This is a genomic window from Methanobrevibacter sp. (genome assembly GCF_030539875.1).
GTDB lineage: Archaea > Methanobacteriota > Methanobacteria > Methanobacteriales > Methanobacteriaceae > Methanocatella.
In genome coordinates this window covers 18,275-34,805 of record NZ_JAUNXI010000020.1, presented here as the reverse complement: position 1 = coordinate 34,805, position 16,531 = coordinate 18,275, and the positions used below count along the sequence as shown (strand labels likewise).

Annotated in this window: 10 protein-coding genes; 3 read left to right on the top strand and 7 right to left on the bottom strand. The window is 32.4% G+C overall.

Going from position 1 to position 16,531, the window contains the following annotated elements:
* Positions 1 to 61 precede the first annotated feature (61 nt).
* The 6 genes from Q4Q16_RS07875 to Q4Q16_RS07850 form a co-directional block, all read right to left on the bottom strand.
* Entirely contained in the window at positions 62 to 1,243 is a 1,182-nt protein-coding gene (locus Q4Q16_RS07875; protein WP_303347179.1) for a CDP-glycerol glycerophosphotransferase family protein, read from the bottom strand.
* A gap of 19 nt (positions 1,244 to 1,262) precedes the next feature.
* Positions 1,263 to 2,033: a phosphocholine cytidylyltransferase family protein gene (locus Q4Q16_RS07870; protein ID WP_303347178.1), complete on the bottom strand. Its 771-nt coding sequence runs from the start codon at positions 2,031 to 2,033 to the stop codon at positions 1,263 to 1,265.
* A 103-nt stretch (positions 2,034 to 2,136) separates the two neighbouring features.
* Positions 2,137 to 3,105: an NAD(P)H-dependent glycerol-3-phosphate dehydrogenase gene (locus Q4Q16_RS07865; protein WP_303347177.1), complete on the bottom strand. Its 969-nt coding sequence runs from the start codon at positions 3,103 to 3,105 to the stop codon at positions 2,137 to 2,139.
* 59 nt (positions 3,106 to 3,164) lie between these two features.
* Positions 3,165 to 4,421: a UbiD family decarboxylase gene (locus Q4Q16_RS07860; protein WP_303347176.1), complete on the bottom strand. Its 1,257-nt coding sequence runs from the start codon at positions 4,419 to 4,421 to the stop codon at positions 3,165 to 3,167.
* A gap of 307 nt (positions 4,422 to 4,728) precedes the next feature.
* The gene (purE, locus tag Q4Q16_RS07855; RefSeq protein WP_303347175.1) at positions 4,729 to 5,736 is read right to left on the bottom strand and encodes a 5-(carboxyamino)imidazole ribonucleotide mutase; all 1,008 of its coding nucleotides are present in this window, start codon (positions 5,734 to 5,736) and stop codon (positions 4,729 to 4,731) included.
* 265 nt (positions 5,737 to 6,001) lie between these two features.
* On the bottom strand, positions 6,002 to 7,501 hold the full coding sequence (locus Q4Q16_RS07850) for a hypothetical protein (RefSeq protein ID WP_303347174.1): 1,500 nt from the start codon (positions 7,499 to 7,501) through the stop codon (positions 6,002 to 6,004).
* Between the two features lie 432 nt (positions 7,502 to 7,933).
* Between Q4Q16_RS07850 and Q4Q16_RS07845 the strand changes: the two genes are divergently transcribed.
* The 3 genes from Q4Q16_RS07845 (at position 7,934) to Q4Q16_RS07835 (ending at position 14,813) form a co-directional block, all read left to right on the top strand.
* Positions 7,934 to 10,645 carry a CDP-glycerol glycerophosphotransferase family protein gene (locus Q4Q16_RS07845; protein WP_303347173.1) on the top strand — a complete coding sequence of 904 codons (2,712 nt, stop codon included), beginning with the start codon at positions 7,934 to 7,936 and terminating at the stop codon, positions 10,643 to 10,645.
* A gap of 96 nt (positions 10,646 to 10,741) precedes the next feature.
* Positions 10,742 to 12,919, top strand: coding sequence for a CDP-glycerol glycerophosphotransferase family protein (locus tag Q4Q16_RS07840; RefSeq protein ID WP_303347172.1), 2,178 nt, complete (start codon positions 10,742 to 10,744; stop codon positions 12,917 to 12,919).
* 154 nt (positions 12,920 to 13,073) lie between these two features.
* Positions 13,074 to 14,813 (top strand): glycosyltransferase family 2 protein, encoded by a 1,740-nt coding sequence (locus tag Q4Q16_RS07835; RefSeq protein WP_303347171.1) that lies wholly within the window; start codon positions 13,074 to 13,076, stop codon positions 14,811 to 14,813.
* Between the two features lie 242 nt (positions 14,814 to 15,055).
* Here the strand turns inward: Q4Q16_RS07835 and Q4Q16_RS07830 are convergent, their stop codons facing one another.
* Positions 15,056 to 16,393, bottom strand: a complete 1,338-nt coding sequence (locus tag Q4Q16_RS07830) for a UDP-glucose/GDP-mannose dehydrogenase family protein (RefSeq protein ID WP_303347170.1) — start codon at positions 16,391 to 16,393, stop codon at positions 15,056 to 15,058.
* Between the last annotated feature and the right edge of the window lie 138 nt (positions 16,394 to 16,531).

The following is a 16,531-nucleotide window of genomic DNA, read 5'->3' as shown; positions in this document are numbered from 1 at the left end:
CCTAAAATAAAAAAAAAGTTGATGAAGAAATGTTAAAATTAATAAAAAATTCTATGGATAGTTAAAATTCTTTTATTAATTTTATTATATTCTCAGATGCCTTTCCATCATCGAATTCATTGTATTTTTCCTTAAAAGCCTGATATTTGCCACCATACTTTTCAAAATATTCCTCTTTTGTATTGTTTTTGATAAAATCAACAAGTTCGTCAGTGGTTTCTATAAGAGGTCCGGGAACGGTATTGATATCAAAATAAAAGTCTCTTAAATTGTCCTTGTAGAACTCCATGTCATATGTGAAGAATAGTATAGGTCTGTTCAATAGGGCATAATCAAACATTACGGAAGAATAATCTGTTATTAGAAGATCTGAAATAAGATAAAGCTCTTGAATATCCCACATTTCATTGCATTCAATAACGAAATCTCCATAATCCTCCCAGTTGATCTTGTCCTTTACAAGATAATGGAATTTCACAATCAAAACATAGTCATCAGATAATGCATTTTTCATTGCATTAAAATCCATTTCTGTTGCAAACTTGTAAACTCCGCTGTCATAATATTCATTATCTCTCCATGTCGGTGCATAAAGGATAATTTTTTTATTCTTATCTATACCAAGTTTATTTTTTATCTCATTTATCTTGGTTTCATTGTTTTCATTGATTAGAATATCATTGCGGGGATAGCCTATCTCAAGCATTTCACCATCAAATGCAAAGGCCCTTTTGAAAATTTCAGAGGAATAGCTGTTTTGTGATATAAGATAATCCCATGCGGAAGTGTTTTTGGCAAAATTCTCCCTGTATTTTTCTATATTTTGATGACCGCTCATGTTCACCTTTTCCATATCCAAGGCAAGCTTTTTAAGAGGAGTTCCATGCCATGTTTGAATGTATTTTGTTTTTTTATTCTTTCTTAAGTAGTATTGATGCCTTGAATCAAATATCCAGAACTTGCTTCTTCTGCTGTAATAGAGAAATTTGAATCTTGATCTTTTAATTTTTTCCCCATTTCCAGGAATCTCGATTGCAGGGTTTTGAAAAGACCAGATGCATTTGTATTTCTTATCAAGGCCTTGTCTTACCATTTCCTCATAGATATATTTGGGATTTCCAGTATAATTACGGCCATTGCTTGATTCAAATAAAATGACATTGTCTTTGACTGGAATGAAAATTGAGCCGATCTTGTATGCTGCAATTGCCAGGTCCCTGATTATTTCCTTTATTGTTGGCATGGTTTGGTTCCGTTTACTCTTATTTGTTTTCTAATTCTTCCACTAATAGCTGAGCATTTTCCCAGTCGGTGTGGTCATCTATCTCAGTCCATTTAAGGCCGTTGGTCAATACATAATCAATAATGGTTGTCTCACTTAAATCCTTGTATGCGAAGTCATAGTAGTTTTGAGGATCTTCATCAATCTTGTCTTCGAGTATTCTGTTGAATTGAACAAGGTCGTCTGAAACAACTTTTGAGACTCCAATGAATTCACCTGTTGAAGATGGAATGTCAAGACCCTTTCCAATATCCTCTATTTTTCCATTAGCTATTGTGTTGTCATCATTAAATGATTCGTTGGCAATGATAAGCTTGAATGATTCTTCATTAAGCTCTTTGAAATTGTCTACAATCATTCCGGTATTTTTTGTTTTTGCAAGTCTTGATATGATTTCAGGATCCACAACATTGTCTCCATTTACCAGAATGAAGTCATCCTTGTCGTTTTCCTCTATATATTTGCTTGCAATATAGGTTGATACTGAGGTATTGGTGACATCATATTTTTCATTTTCCAATATTGTGATGTCGATATCGTATTTTTCAACTATTTTAGGACATATTTCCTCAACGGTTTCCTTTTTGTATCCTACAAGAACTATGAATTTCTTCATTCCCGCATCGATGCAGTTCTTAATCATTCTCTCAAGCAATGTCATGTCGTTTATTTCAAGAAGCGCCTTTGGAATGTTGTCAGTCAATGGTCTGAGTCTGGTTCCCATTCCAGCAGCTAGTATTACACCTATCATTTTATCACACTATTAAATTTTTAAATTTATTGATTATCTTTATTTTCAGTTTTTAAAGGTTTTAAATGTTTTTTATAAGATTTTGTAAAAATTAATAAAGCATTTATTCAATATTATCCCACAAGGTTCTGAAAGCTATCTTAGGAGGAATCCTATTTACAATGACATCATATACAAAGTCCACAATAACGCTTTGAATATTATAATTGCTGCAGATGTCCTTCATCGCCATTATTGAATTCTTTCCTTCAAAGACTACTCCGCTGGCCTTTTCATCAATGATCAGTCTCTGGCCGTAAAGCATTCCAAGAGTATGGTTCCTGCTTTCAAGCGAAGTGGAAGTCAGTACAAGATCTCCAAATCCGCAGTATTCACTTGCAGTTGATTCGTCTCCGCCAATGCTTTTTATAATGTCCTTTGTCTCGGTAAAACCTTTTGTTAGAACTCCGTATCTGGCATTTTCATTAATGTTCATTCCTTCACAAATACCATTAGCTATTGCATTGATGTTCTTTGTAACACCGCATATTTCAAGTCCTACAACATCATCGATGATTTTCACCTTGAATTGTGGAGTGTCAAGCACGGATTTGACTATTTTAGCATTTTCATGGCTTCTTGATGCTATGTTTGACACAGTAGACAGTCTAAGCATGATTTCAGATGCGAAGTTAGGTCCGGACAATGCCACGTACTGGTCATCAAAATACTCTTCAATAAGCTTCCCCATGGTTTTAAGAGAGGGATATTCGATTCCCTTTGCAGTGGTTACAAGTATTGCATCCTCTCGGAGTACTCCTTTAAGATTTTCAAGCACGGATCTGAATGCAGAAGATGGAATAGCAAGTATGATGACCTTGCAGTCCTTTATGTCATCATAATCTGTAGTAGCTATTATGTTGTCCTTCAATTGAGTATTTGGATAATATTCATTGTTGAATCTTACAGAATTTATTTCTTCCTTCAGTTCTTCCCTTCTTAAATGCAGATAGACTTCATCCGCATTTTCAGCCACAGTTTGTGCTAATGCGGTTCCCAATGCTCCCGCTCCTATGACAGCAACTTTTTCCATACTCTCACCTGAAATAATTTTTTAATAAAGACTTGATTTCTTTTTCATGATTATTTTAATTATTCACTAAAACTAACCCTTTCAAACTTCTCCGGCTCTAGCACGGATTTGGTAGCATCTACTCCTACTTTTGTAGTTGTTCCATCAGGCTTTGCCACAGGGTCAAGTGATGAGCCTCTTGCCTTAGGAATGATTATGATATCATCGTCACCTTTTACACGGGTAGCTATTGCATACTCAATATCCTGAGGGTCGAAGATGTCAATGTCCTCATCAACCACGACAACGTGCTTCAAGGATGGATGAGCGGCAAGAGCTGCCATCATTACATTCTTTGCATCTCCTTCGGTCTGCTTCTTGATTGAAACGGCAGCATGAAGCCAGCAGCAGCCTCCTTCTGTCAATACAACATTCTGCACAGTAGGGAGTGTGTTTTTGACAGCATTGTATATCCTAGGCTCCTGAGGAAGTCCCTGCAATAACTTGTGCTCGAATCCAGCTGGAAGAATTGCATGATACATTGCATTCTCCTTTTTGATATACATCTTGGTTAATTTAATAACAGGCTCGTCCCTTATGTGGTCGTAGGTATCTGTCAAGTCAACAAAAGGCCCTTCCTTGTGGGTTTCTGTAACGGAAATTGAACCTTCAAGAATGATATCTGCATCAGGTACTTTAAGGTCGCCTTTGCAGTTTACGAGAGTTAGTTCACCATCTTTAAATGCATTAGCCACTTCCATTTCATCAGCATCTATTGGAATTGAAGTAGTGCTTGCAAGAAGGGTTGATGGATCCATTCCAATAGCTATTGCAATCTGCAGGTCTTTGCCATGTGCTTTTGCCTTTTGGAAATAGGTGTATAGGTTTCTAGGTACAATACGGATAGCCAATGTCTTCTTATCCAATACAAGCATTCTGTGAATTGAAGCGTTTTGAATTCCTGTGTCAGGGTCTTTTGCAAATACGACACCTGCTGTAATATATGCTCCAGCATCACGCTTGTAGTGGGTGAGGATAGGGATTTTGCTTAAATCCGCTCTTTTTGCAGCATACTCTTCCTTAGGGTCGATGAAATTGGTTACTGGAATTGGATTGTTCATTCCATCAATAATCTTTTGAGTAATTTCACTGACTTCGCATCCAAGGGAATCAGCAATTTTCTGACGTGTGTTGCATATTCCGGATACTACAGGCATGTCAAAGCCTTTGACATTGTTAAGTATTACAGTATCCTTTGGATATTCCTTTAATATCTGAGTTGCCTCATATATTGGGTCAACTTCCTGATCAATTTGAATAATCTTCATTTCTGCCATAATAATCACTTTAATAGGTTTTTTTAAATAATAAGTTTAATTTAGTATAGTTTATCAAATTTAAAAATTTATAATGATTTTTTTAGGTTTTTATCACGTTTTATGATAGTTTTTTTAATTCATCATGATGATTTTTTAGAATTTTAATGATTTTACAATCTTTTTATTAAATCTATCATGTTTCATGATAAATTATCATAAGTTTGGGCGATTTATCATATTTTTATCATGTTTTATGATAATTTTCATAAAATTTATCATGTTTTCAATGGTTTTTACACTATTTATCATGAATTTGTAACGGTTTTTATAAATCACCTGACTTGCTTCTAATCCATTTCAAACGCTCTTCAACTTTCTTATCAGTCAGAGCCAGTATCTCACCAGCCACTATTGCCGCATTCTTTCCATTGTCAATGCCGACGGTTCCAATCGGCATTCCTGGAGGCATGTTCACCATTGAATACAAGGCGTCTTGTCCAGCAAGCTTCTTCTCGCATGGAACTCCGATTACAGGCTTTTCACTTAATGCCACAATGGATCCGGCCACTACACTTGAAAGTCCGCTGATTGCTATGAAGACCTTGGCATTGGCTCTTTTTGCCATATATTCCTCAAATGCTTCAACATCCCTTACAGGAGAAATATAGTCAAGCTTGTAATCCACATGCATTCTTTCTAGCAGAACTGCAGTTTTTTGTGCAATAGCACTGTCTGAATGGCTTCCGGCCAGTATCATGACATCCGGAATATTATCCAATGTCTCATTATACTCTGTTTTTTCATAAGTCACATCAGAAAGGTAGTCCTTGTCTAGATATTCACCTTCAATATCTGCTAAAAGCTCTTTTTCACCATTTTCAACTTTCTGCTGATATTCTTCACGTAGTTTTGAAATATTTGCCTTGACATCATCATCATGGGAAGCTATTATCTGTCCTGCAAGGATGGCTGCATTGTCTCCCCTGTTTATTCCAACTGTTGGAACAGCTATTGGATAAGGCATTTGAACGCATGCGTATAATGCATCAAGTCCTTCAATCGCTCCATCCACAGGAACTCCGATTACAGGACGATGTGTATAAGCAGCTATTGCTCCCGGCAGGTGTGCTGCAAGTCCTGCAATAGCTATGAATACTTCAACGCCATCTTTTGTACCATCAATGACAAGTCCTTTGACCTTGTCATGAGTCCTGTGAGCTGAAGCCACTTTAAGACTGTATGGAATCTGAAGCTTTTCCAATATCTTTGTTGCCTTTTCAGCAATTTTACGATCAGAAGCGCTTCCTAAAATAATCATTACTTTTGGAACCATTTTATCTCCTTATAATAGTTTTTATAATATGATAATTTAACATTATGTTTTAATATTTATATTAACTATTATAATAAGTTATTTAAAATAGCTTATTTCCATATGGTAAAATAATTTAAATCTTTGAGTATGCGTATTGATTTAAAATTTATTCTTGAATAGAAGTATTGGAATTTTTCGTGTAAAATTGTATAAAGATAAAAAGAGATTATTAAAAAATAATAAGAGAGGCAATAGCCGAAGCTATTGCTTTTTAATAAAAATTCTATTTGACTGCTAATTTTCCTTTATAGGTCTTCTTGTAGTTGCTTTTGTCGCCCTTGAAGGTAACCTTGTACTTGTAGGTCTTTTTGACTTTAGGAAGTTTGACCTTGAAAGTAGCTACTCCCTTCTTATTGGTCTTAGCCGTGTAGGTCTTCCTGTTTATTTTAATATAAACAGTTTTCTTGGCTAAAGCTTTCTTATAATTGGTTTTCAAGGTTATCTTGATCTTTGCTTTTCTCGCTTTTGACTTTTTAATCTCTTTTGTGGCATTTGAAAACTTGAGATGGCATTTGGTTATGCTGAATGTTTTGCTCTTTGCAAAGCTTTTATAATACTTGTTTCCATAGTACTTGACCTTGATTGTGTATTTTCCAATAGCCAGTTTCTTGCCGATTGAATAAGTGATCTTGCCGTTTTTATTGACAGTGACCTTGTATGTTTTTATTGTCTTCTTGTTCTTCTTGATAGTGATTAAGGCCTTTCCGCTCATGTCGATATTGTTTATCTTGTTATCCTTCAAGTTCAGTTTCACAATGCACTTTTGTCCCTTTGTATTGTTTTTAACTGATATTGACATGGATTCAACAGGAATCTTGTTTGATGAATCATACACTATGAATTTTTGATATGCTGTAACAGTGCTTGTCGGATTATGATATTCGTCTCCTGAATATCGGACTTTTATTGAATACTTTCCAGCAGGAAGATCATCTCCCACATTCACATATGCTTCGTTGTCCTTTACAGTTCCAGTATATGTTTTTGTGGTTTTGGAGCTTGTCAATGTGACTGTTACATTTCCAGTCACGTTCAAGTCGTCAATTCCATTGCGTATCCACAAGTAGACATCCCCGGTAATTCCTGAAAAGGTATTGCTTGGAATAATATCGTATTTGTCTATTTCAGTGATTGCCTTGTTGTCCTTGGATATTATTCGAACAGCATTTTTAAATGTGAATGTCTTTGCATTGTAGTACTTGTTTTCCGGAATCTTGACGGTCAAAGTATAGTTTCCGGAAGTAAAATCATTTCCCAGGTTAAGGTAGCATCCGTCCTCTTCATATGCTCCTGCAGGGATGTTGTAATTGTATGTCTTTCCTGCGACGGCAATGGTAACATTTTTAATGGTATGGGATAATACAGACTCTTCTGTGTAATAGTCGGCCTTGTCCAGCATTTTAAGTTCTATTTCGACTTTGCTTCCCTCTTTGTACTGTCCTCCATAGACATTTACATAAAGGTCTTTTTTGCTGCTTGCAGTTTGAATATCGATGTTTTCAGTGCTTGCTTGAACATTATCATTCCCACTTGCTTCAACTTCAATATCTGATGAGCTTGAATCCATGCTTATGGAATCAGCACTATTTAAGCTGGAATCCTCATCAATGCTGGAAGAACTGATTTGGCCATCAGCATCTTCACTTGCTGATGCAATTGATGCGGAAGCGGCCAAAACAAATACTAAAAATAAGGATAATAATATTTTTCTCTTGAATTTCATACCCAGTTCTCCCTTTATTTAATTTAATTAACTATTATTATTTCATATATTGTTAATCTTTAATAAATATTTTTTGAAAAAAGTGACAGTCCCGTTCAAATATAAATATTAACTATTAATAATAGTACTCATAAATTATATATATTGATTGGAATATTAAAAGTCTAATAATCAGTTGGTGCTTTAAATAATAAAAATACTTATGAAAACTTTAAAAATAATAATTATAAAGCAAAAGATAATTTTAATTAAGCAAATGAGATGATAAGGCCGTGTTTTAACTTCAATTCATCATTAAAAAGTGGAAATTGTACTTTTTGAATGTTTTATTTTTTTGGTTTTTAAGTTCTAGTATTTTAATATTTTAAGATGTTTATAAATCCATAAGAATAATTAACTATAAAAAATCAATAAAATCTCTGGAGATAATGTATGGTTAAATTTTCAATTATAATTCCTGTTTTTAATTCAGAAAACACTATCAAAGAATGTTTGGATAGTGTTTTAAAGCAAAATTTTAAAGACTTCGAGATTATCTGTATCAATGATGGATCTCATGATAATTCACTATCTATCTTAGAAGATTATGCAAAAGATTATGATTTTATTAATCTGTATACCCAGAAGCATAAAGGGCCAGGTGCAGCAAGAAATTATGGTATGGAATTTGCTGAAGGTGAATACATCCATTTTCTAGATAGCGATGATAAATTATCAGCAAATGTATTGTGGTCAGTAAATAAATTCTTTAATAAAAATGAAGATGTGAATGTGGTTTCCATACCTATATACTTCTTTAATAATTATAATCATGCTTTAAATAATAAGTTTAACAGGAATGAAGATTCAAAGAACCGCATCTTTTATTTAAATGAAAATTCCGTATTTCTCCAATCTTCCGTCAATTCATGTTTTTTCAGAAGAGAATCAATAGGAGATTTAAAATTTGACACCCTGGCCGTTTTTGATGAAGGATTAATTTTCATTAATAAAATACTTCTTCAAAATAATAAGATAGGTTTGGTGAAGGATTGCGAGTATTTCTATAGACGATTTGATTCAAACTCATTAAAAAATACGGCTCCAAGTAAAAAGGAATTTTACAGTTATAGGCTTAAATCTTTAAAGGAATTATATGACTACTCTGTTGAAAACAAGAATGTTTTTAATACAGCAGATGATGAAAACAATGTTCTTAATTCTATAGAAAAAGATAAACATATTTCTGCAAATAAAAAAGGTAAAGCTCCTAAGTTTATTCAATGTATTATCACATATGCCCTTACATTCTATAATGGAATTTCTAAATTTCCTGAGGATATGGATGAGGGGGAGATTACTGAATTCTGGAATTTGTTCTATGAACTTCTTGAAAATATAAATGATGATGTTTTAACCAATCCTTTTGTTATAGGTGAAAAAATATCCTACTTTGGGGACTATCTGTGTTATATAAAAAATAAGAAGGAATTCCACATATCTGAAGATGAAGAGGGATATACTTGTTTAAAAACAGGTGACTATACGATTAACCGATTAGAAAATCATAGAATTTTCTTTGATATCATAGAACTTAAAGAAGGAGTATTGAATTTGTCCGGTAATTATGTAAGCTCCTGTAAGAAAGATGTGTTAAATATAGAGGCTATTAAGACTTATAATGGCAAGAAAGTAACTTTCAAAGGTCGAGATGTGGAATATCCGATGACCCCTCGTGAAACAATTAGAATATTGGGAATCGACTGGAGATTTGATTACAATTTTGAATTTAAAATTCCTATAGATAAAAATGGAGAAACTAAAATAGATTTCCACATGATTTATGAAGAGAACGGTAAGAAGATTGTCATGAAAAACAATATTGCCTTTAGAAAATTTGCTGAGATATCTAAATTTAGCCATTATTACATAAGAGATAATCAAATCCTTGCGGTTGTAAATAAAACATTTATTATCATGCCATTTAGCTATAAAAAGGCCCTTCGTTATGAATTTAGTTCAATAAAATCCATTTTGATCTCAAGACCTAAATACTTTGGACGTTCAATATTTTATAGGCTTTTGTATTTAATATCTTCATCATGGATGAAAAATAAAGACATATACTTGTTCATGGATAGGAGAGAGAATACCGGTGATAATGGAGAGCATTTATTTAGATATGCCGCAAGCCTGGATGATGGAATAGTCAAATATTTTGCAGTTCAAAAAGATTGTCGGGAATATAAAAAGCTTAAGAAAGAGTACGGCAATCAAATTCTATCCTTTGGTTCATTTAAACATAAATTTTACTATATGCATGTAAAAAAGTTGATTTCATCACAAGGTTATAAAAAACATATTAATCCCTTTGCAGATTATAATCTTAAACTAGTTCAAGGAATATCATCCCCTCCGGTTTATTTCCTTCAGCATGGTGTTGGAAAATATGATATGAGTAGCTGGCTTAGAAAATATGATATTAATTTCTCTCTTATACTTACTGTGTCTGATTATGATTGGGAAGCATTTGTTAGGACATATAATTATGATGAAAAGATTATTCAGGAACTGGGTTTTCCAAGATATGATAATCTGACTAATGAAAACCTTAAAAAAGAAATTGTTATCATTCCAACTTGGAGAAAAGACATAATTTCTGAAGAGGCTTTGTTAAGTTCCGAATACTTTAAAAGATGGAATAATTTGTTAAATGATAAAAAAGTCATAGATTTCGCTAATGAAAAAGGTTATGACATAGTTTTTAAGCCTCACCCAAATTCTATGAGGTTCTTGGATTCATTTGATACGGAAAATGTAACTGTGGATACTGAAAGAAAATTTCACGATGTTCTATGTGAATCCTCATTGATGATTACTGATTATTCTTCTGTTAATTTTGATTTTGCATATCTTAAAAAACCGGTAATATATTACCAGTATGGCAATGATTATCATTTTGAAGGGGATGCCTTGATTGATGATGAGGTAAGCACATTCGGAGATATAATCGATGATGAGAACATCTTAAGCGAAAAGATTATTGAATACATTGATAATGATTGTAAAATGGAGGATAAATATATCAGCAGGGTTTTAAAATTTTTTAAATTCAATGATAAAAACAATTCAAAACGTGTTTATGATTGGATTCTAAAACATTAATTCCAAATTAAAAATCTGAATTTTAATCTTTAAAGGAACTTTTTGTTTTTTAGAGTTTAATGGCATATTATTAAAACTAATTTATTGGGTGGTATAATGAAAGAAGAAGGCATAGTTGAATTTAAGCAATTTAATTTGGAAAATGGTTTTACAGTAAGGCAAGACGAACACTACAATGCTCTATTTAAAAATAACAAGATAAGCATTGTTTTAGATCGTAGCAAACATGTATACAATCGAATTTTTGACTTCAAACCTAAAGCCGAATCAGTACATATGAAAAAAGATAAAATCATTATAGAATTCATAGTCATGACAAATAAACACAAAGGTTATGATTTGAGCAAATATCATGTAAATATCGGTTATAACAATTATACATTCTCTAAAAAGTCTGATAAGTATATTGTAGAGATTCCATATGAATCCATAAGCATTAAGGGGAGAACGGCTGGAATTTATCTTGAATATATTGATGAAAATGGGTTTTCATTTAGAAAGAAATTTTTAACCTTGCGAAATTTATCATTAAGACTGAAAAATAAATTCTTTAATAAATCAGAAGAGAATAAAAAATATAATGACCGTGAACTTTATTATAGTGACTTGGTTTATTATGATAATCACAGCATTTTTTTATATGAAACCTGGAAAGGTTACCTGTCTTTAGCGTTTAGAGAAATAAACATTACTGATGATGTTAAAGAGCAAAAAAAGATAAAAAAAGCATTTAACCAATATCGTAGTGATATTAAAAAAGGTGACAATACCCATTCTATCATTCTTTATGAAAAATTCTGCGGCAAGTATGAAGAGAGTGCGAAATATGTCTATGAAAAACTGATAGATGACGGATGTAAAAATGTTTACTTCATATTAAGCAAAGATAGTGAGTATCAAAACAAAGTCGGCGAAAAATACAGACATAATTTGATTGAAAAGAATTCATTTAAGCATTATTATGAATACTTCAATGCCAAGGCATTCATTACAACTGAATCGATTAATCATGTGATAGATCTGGCAACATACAATTCATTGACTCGTAGAAGACAGTATTGGGGAAATTATTATTACATATTCCTTCAGCATGGAGTAATGTTTGCATATTCTCTAAAAGGTAGATGGGACTTTGAAAAAGGTGGAGGATTTGCAGATAATTCTTATGTGGTGGTTTCATCAGAAACAGAAGCCAATCATTTCATAGAAGATGGAAAATTTGATAGGGAGGATTTAATAAAGTCCGGACTACCTAAATTTGATCACTCTGTTAAACATGAGGGTGCTGATAAGATTCTTATTATGCCGACTTCAAGAAGTTTTGAACATTCTGTAATAAGAGATGATGCCCTGAACTCCACATATTACAATTTTTCCAAAAAAATTATCGAAAGTGTTCCTGATGATTTGAAAGATAAAATAATCTTCATACCACACCCTCTTGTAAATGCAATCATCGGTAAAACAGATTTGGAAAAGTATATGAGTGAAGAGTATAGTTATGATGAATTACTAAAGGAAACTTGTCTTTTAATTACAGATTACTCTTCAATTTCATATGATGCATTTTATAGGGGGTCTAATGTGATATTTGCATGGATGGAAAAAGAGATGTGCTTGAGCAATCTTGGCATAGATTTAAAATTAAATGAAGACAATGCATTTGCGGATATAGCATATGATTATGATGAGCTTACCGAAATGATTGAAAGGAACTATTATGGCAGTCAAAGTGAAGAACACATTAAAAAATACAGGGATATTGTTGAATTCAATGATGGCAGTAATACTGACAGATTGATAGACTATATTTATAATACCAATATCTTTCCCCAAAAGGCTAAAAGATTTGATATTAATGATGCAGTCGTAGAAAGAGTTGATAATCAGCCTCATACCGGCAAAAAAATAAAACTTCCAAGAATAAAGATTAGTTTAAACGGCAAAAAACTCATTAAAGATCTTGATTTTAGATTAAGATATGAAAATAATAAGGATATTGGCACTGCAACCTGTTATATTGAAGGAGTAGGCATTTATGAAGGTATGAAAACAATAGAATTTGAAATTAAGGAAAACATTAAAAAAGCCAAGTATCTTGAGGAAAATGGCGAGAGAATTCTCACTATGAAGGGGGAAATATTGGAGGAAGGCATGGATTACCGTATTGAAAAAATTGATTATTCGGGAGTTGGCATAGAAAAACTTGTTATTAATGGCATTGGTGATTATGTCGGCCAAAAAGGGATTCTGATTGATAAAATGAATGTTTGATTGTTTAACTTTGATTGGGAAAATGTGTTTTGGTAATTATTAAATCAGAAATTTTACTTATATATTAATATATAAAAAGATGTCATTTATTAGTTTAGAAGACGTTTAAGTTTCTACAGTTTCTTTATTGATTCTTTTATAAAGTTGTGGTTTTATGGGTGATGATTTCGAATTTTCGGTTTTAATGCCGATATATAATGTTGAAGAATATCTTGCAGAGGCTATTGACTCTTTAATAAACCAGTCAATTGGTTTTGAAGAAAATATAGAATTGGTTATAGTTGATGACGGTAGTCCGGATAATTCCAAGGATATTGCATTGGAATATCAGAAAAGATATCCTGATAATATTAAGGTGTTTTCCAAAGAAAATGGAGGTCAGGCGACTGCATTCAACTTTGGATTGAAACATCTTCATGGCAAATATGTTAATTTTTTAGATAGTGATGATTGTTTATCTTCAAATACTTTTGAGGATGTTCATAATTTCTTTGAAAAATATAAAGATGAGGTTGATATTGTTTCAATTCCATTAATATATTTTGAAGGTAGAACAGGCCCTCATTTTTTAAACTATAAATTCACTTCCACACGTGTCATTGACTTGATTGAGGAACCATATAATCCTCAACTGTCAATAGCATCATCTTTTATCAAAAAAGAGGCTTTTGATGGTTTAGAATTCGATACGGTATTACCACATGGATATGATGCTTTAATAGTCAACAAAATCTTATTGAACAGGAAGAAGCTTGGAGTTATTAGCACTTCAAGTTATTTTTATAGAAAAAGGGAAAGCAAATCTTCACTAATCGATACATCCTATCAAAGGAAAGAGTATTACAGTTACCTTCTAAAAAATTTATACATCCATTTAATAGAATATTCAAAGGAAAAAGAGGGGAATCTTCCAAAGTTTATCCAATATATGGTTGCCTATAATATCCAATGGTATGATAAGCTTTCAGATTTTCCAGTTTTCCTTACAGAAGATGACATTATAGAATTTTGGGAAATTTTTCAGGAAATCCTAAGAAATATTGATGATGAAGTGATAAATGATTCCCGTATCATCAAAAAAAGTTATGTCAGGTATCTTTTAATGTATTTGAAAAATGAAAAGGACTTCCATATAGATACTGTTACTGATTGTGGAGAGATTCAATTAATGACTGGAGATTTTACAATAAATTATTTACACAATCACAGAATCTATCTGGATATTATAGGGATTGAAGATGGTGTCTTAAGGATTTCTGGAACTTTTACAAGTTCATGCGATTATAATACCTTGAGATTTGAAGCTATTAAAACTTCAGTTAATGGAAAAAAACAAGTTTTTAAAGAATCTGAAGAATTTTTTAGAAATAATTCGACTGTCAAACGATTTTTAGGCATAGATTGGCATTTTAAACGTTGCTTTAATTTTGAAATACCTCTTGATGATGAAGAGACTAATTTAGAACTGAAAATAGTTTATCATGAAAATGATAGTGAGGTTTTTATGAGCAACGAAATTAAATTTAGAGAAGAATGCCTTTTGGCTGATTTGATTAATTATTTTGCTGCTGATTCTTACATAGTATTATTTGAGGAAAATTCATTCAATCTGTATCCATATTCCATTGAAAAGGCTACTGAACTTAAAAATGAATTGCTCCAGTATATTCATGGACTTTTAGAAAGCGAAAAAAATCTGAAAAGAGAGAACAAATCCTTAAACATCAAAATCAATAAGTTAGATAGAAAAAACCGCAACTTCCATTATAAAAATAATGAATTAAAAGATAAAAACAAAAAGCTTAGGCAAAAAAACAAGGAGATAATGAATTCCACAAGTTGGAAGGTAACCAAGCCTCTTCGAATGCTTAAACAATTCATTGAAAAGAGATGATTTTTTTGCTCATTATTTCCTCTAATGGCCATGAAACTATAATATTATTAGATTTAAGTTTACAAGATTAATTTTAAATTTATATGATTTCCGCATGCCAATTTTAAAAAATTCATAAAATCAGGGCTTGACATTAAAAATTATTTTCTAATTATATATCATAACCAGTTTTAAATTACATATAAAACCATGTCTTTCTTGTCAAACTATAAATGGAATTTTGTGGCTATTTGACTGGGAATTTAACAGCCTATTTGATACAGTTCAAATCCTTTTTCTTTGATTTCAGAGTTGTAAATATTTCGGCCATCAAATATGATTTTTTGATTTAAGAGCTTAGCTATTTCATCAAAGTCAGGATTTCTGAATTCTTTCCACTCGGTTATTAAAACCAAAGCATCACAATCAATTAATGCATCGTATTTGTATTGCTCATATTCAATTTTGTTTACTTGTTTTAATGAGTCCAGATAATTCGGAATAGCTGATTTAAATGTTTCCATGGCTTTAGCATCATAGACTCTAACTTTAGCCCCTCTTTTTATTAATTCTGAAATGATGACAAGTGAAGAAGCCTCCCTTACATCATCCGTATTTGGCTTGAATGCAAGGCCCCAGATAGCAAAAATCATATTGCTCAAGTCTTCACCAAATCTCTTAACAATCTTATTGACAAGCACCATCTTCTGTTCTTTGTTTACCAGTTCGACATTTGATAATAGTTTAGGTGTATATCCATTAGATTCAGCGGTATCAATCAGGCCCTGAACATCTTTAGGGAAGCATGATCCTCCATAGCCACATCCGGCATAGATGAAGTTGTATCCTATTCTTTTGTCGCTTCCTATTCCAAGTCTAACATTTTTAACATTTGCTCCGGTAAGCTCGCAGATATTAGCTATTTCATTGATAAATGATATTTTAGTTGCAAGCATTGCATTTGCAACATATTTTGTCATTTCAGAGCTTTTAACATCCATTAGAACAAACCTATCATGATTGGATACAAAAGGTGCGTAGAGTTTTTTAAGAGTGTTGAATACTTCCTCATTTTCTGCACCGATAACAACCCTGTCAGGCCTCATGCAGTCTTCCACAGCTACTCCTTCCTTTAAGAATTCAGGATTTGATGCGATATCAATTTCAATATCAAGATTTCTCTCTTTAATAATATTTTCAATATGCTCTTTGACTTTAAAACCAGTTCCAACAGGCACTGTTGATTTTACAACCACAAGGGAATCTTTAGATATGTTGTTTCCAATATCACTTGCAGCAGACATTATATAATTCAGATTAACACTTCCATCATCATTCATTGGTGTTCCGACGGCTATGAATATTATATCTGAGTTGTCCAATGCCTCTTTGATGTCTGTTGTAAAAATCAAGTCTCTTCTTGCCTGGTTGTCCATGACCATGGTTCTAAGATGAGGTTCGTAAATAGGCATTATTCCTTTTTTAAGCCCTTCTATCTTTTCCTCTACAATATCCACGCAATAAACCCTGTTTCCCATATCCGCAAAACAGGTTCCCGTTACAAGCCCTACATAGCCAGTTCCTATTACAGTAAGCTTCATTATTACACCATTTTAAAAAATAATTTCATTTAATGTTTTTTATTTTTCTAAGAGGAGATGTTAATTTCCAGCTGTTGGAAGATAAGATATCATCTTTTTCTTTTTTAAGTTTTTTATTTTCTCTCTTTAATATTTTAT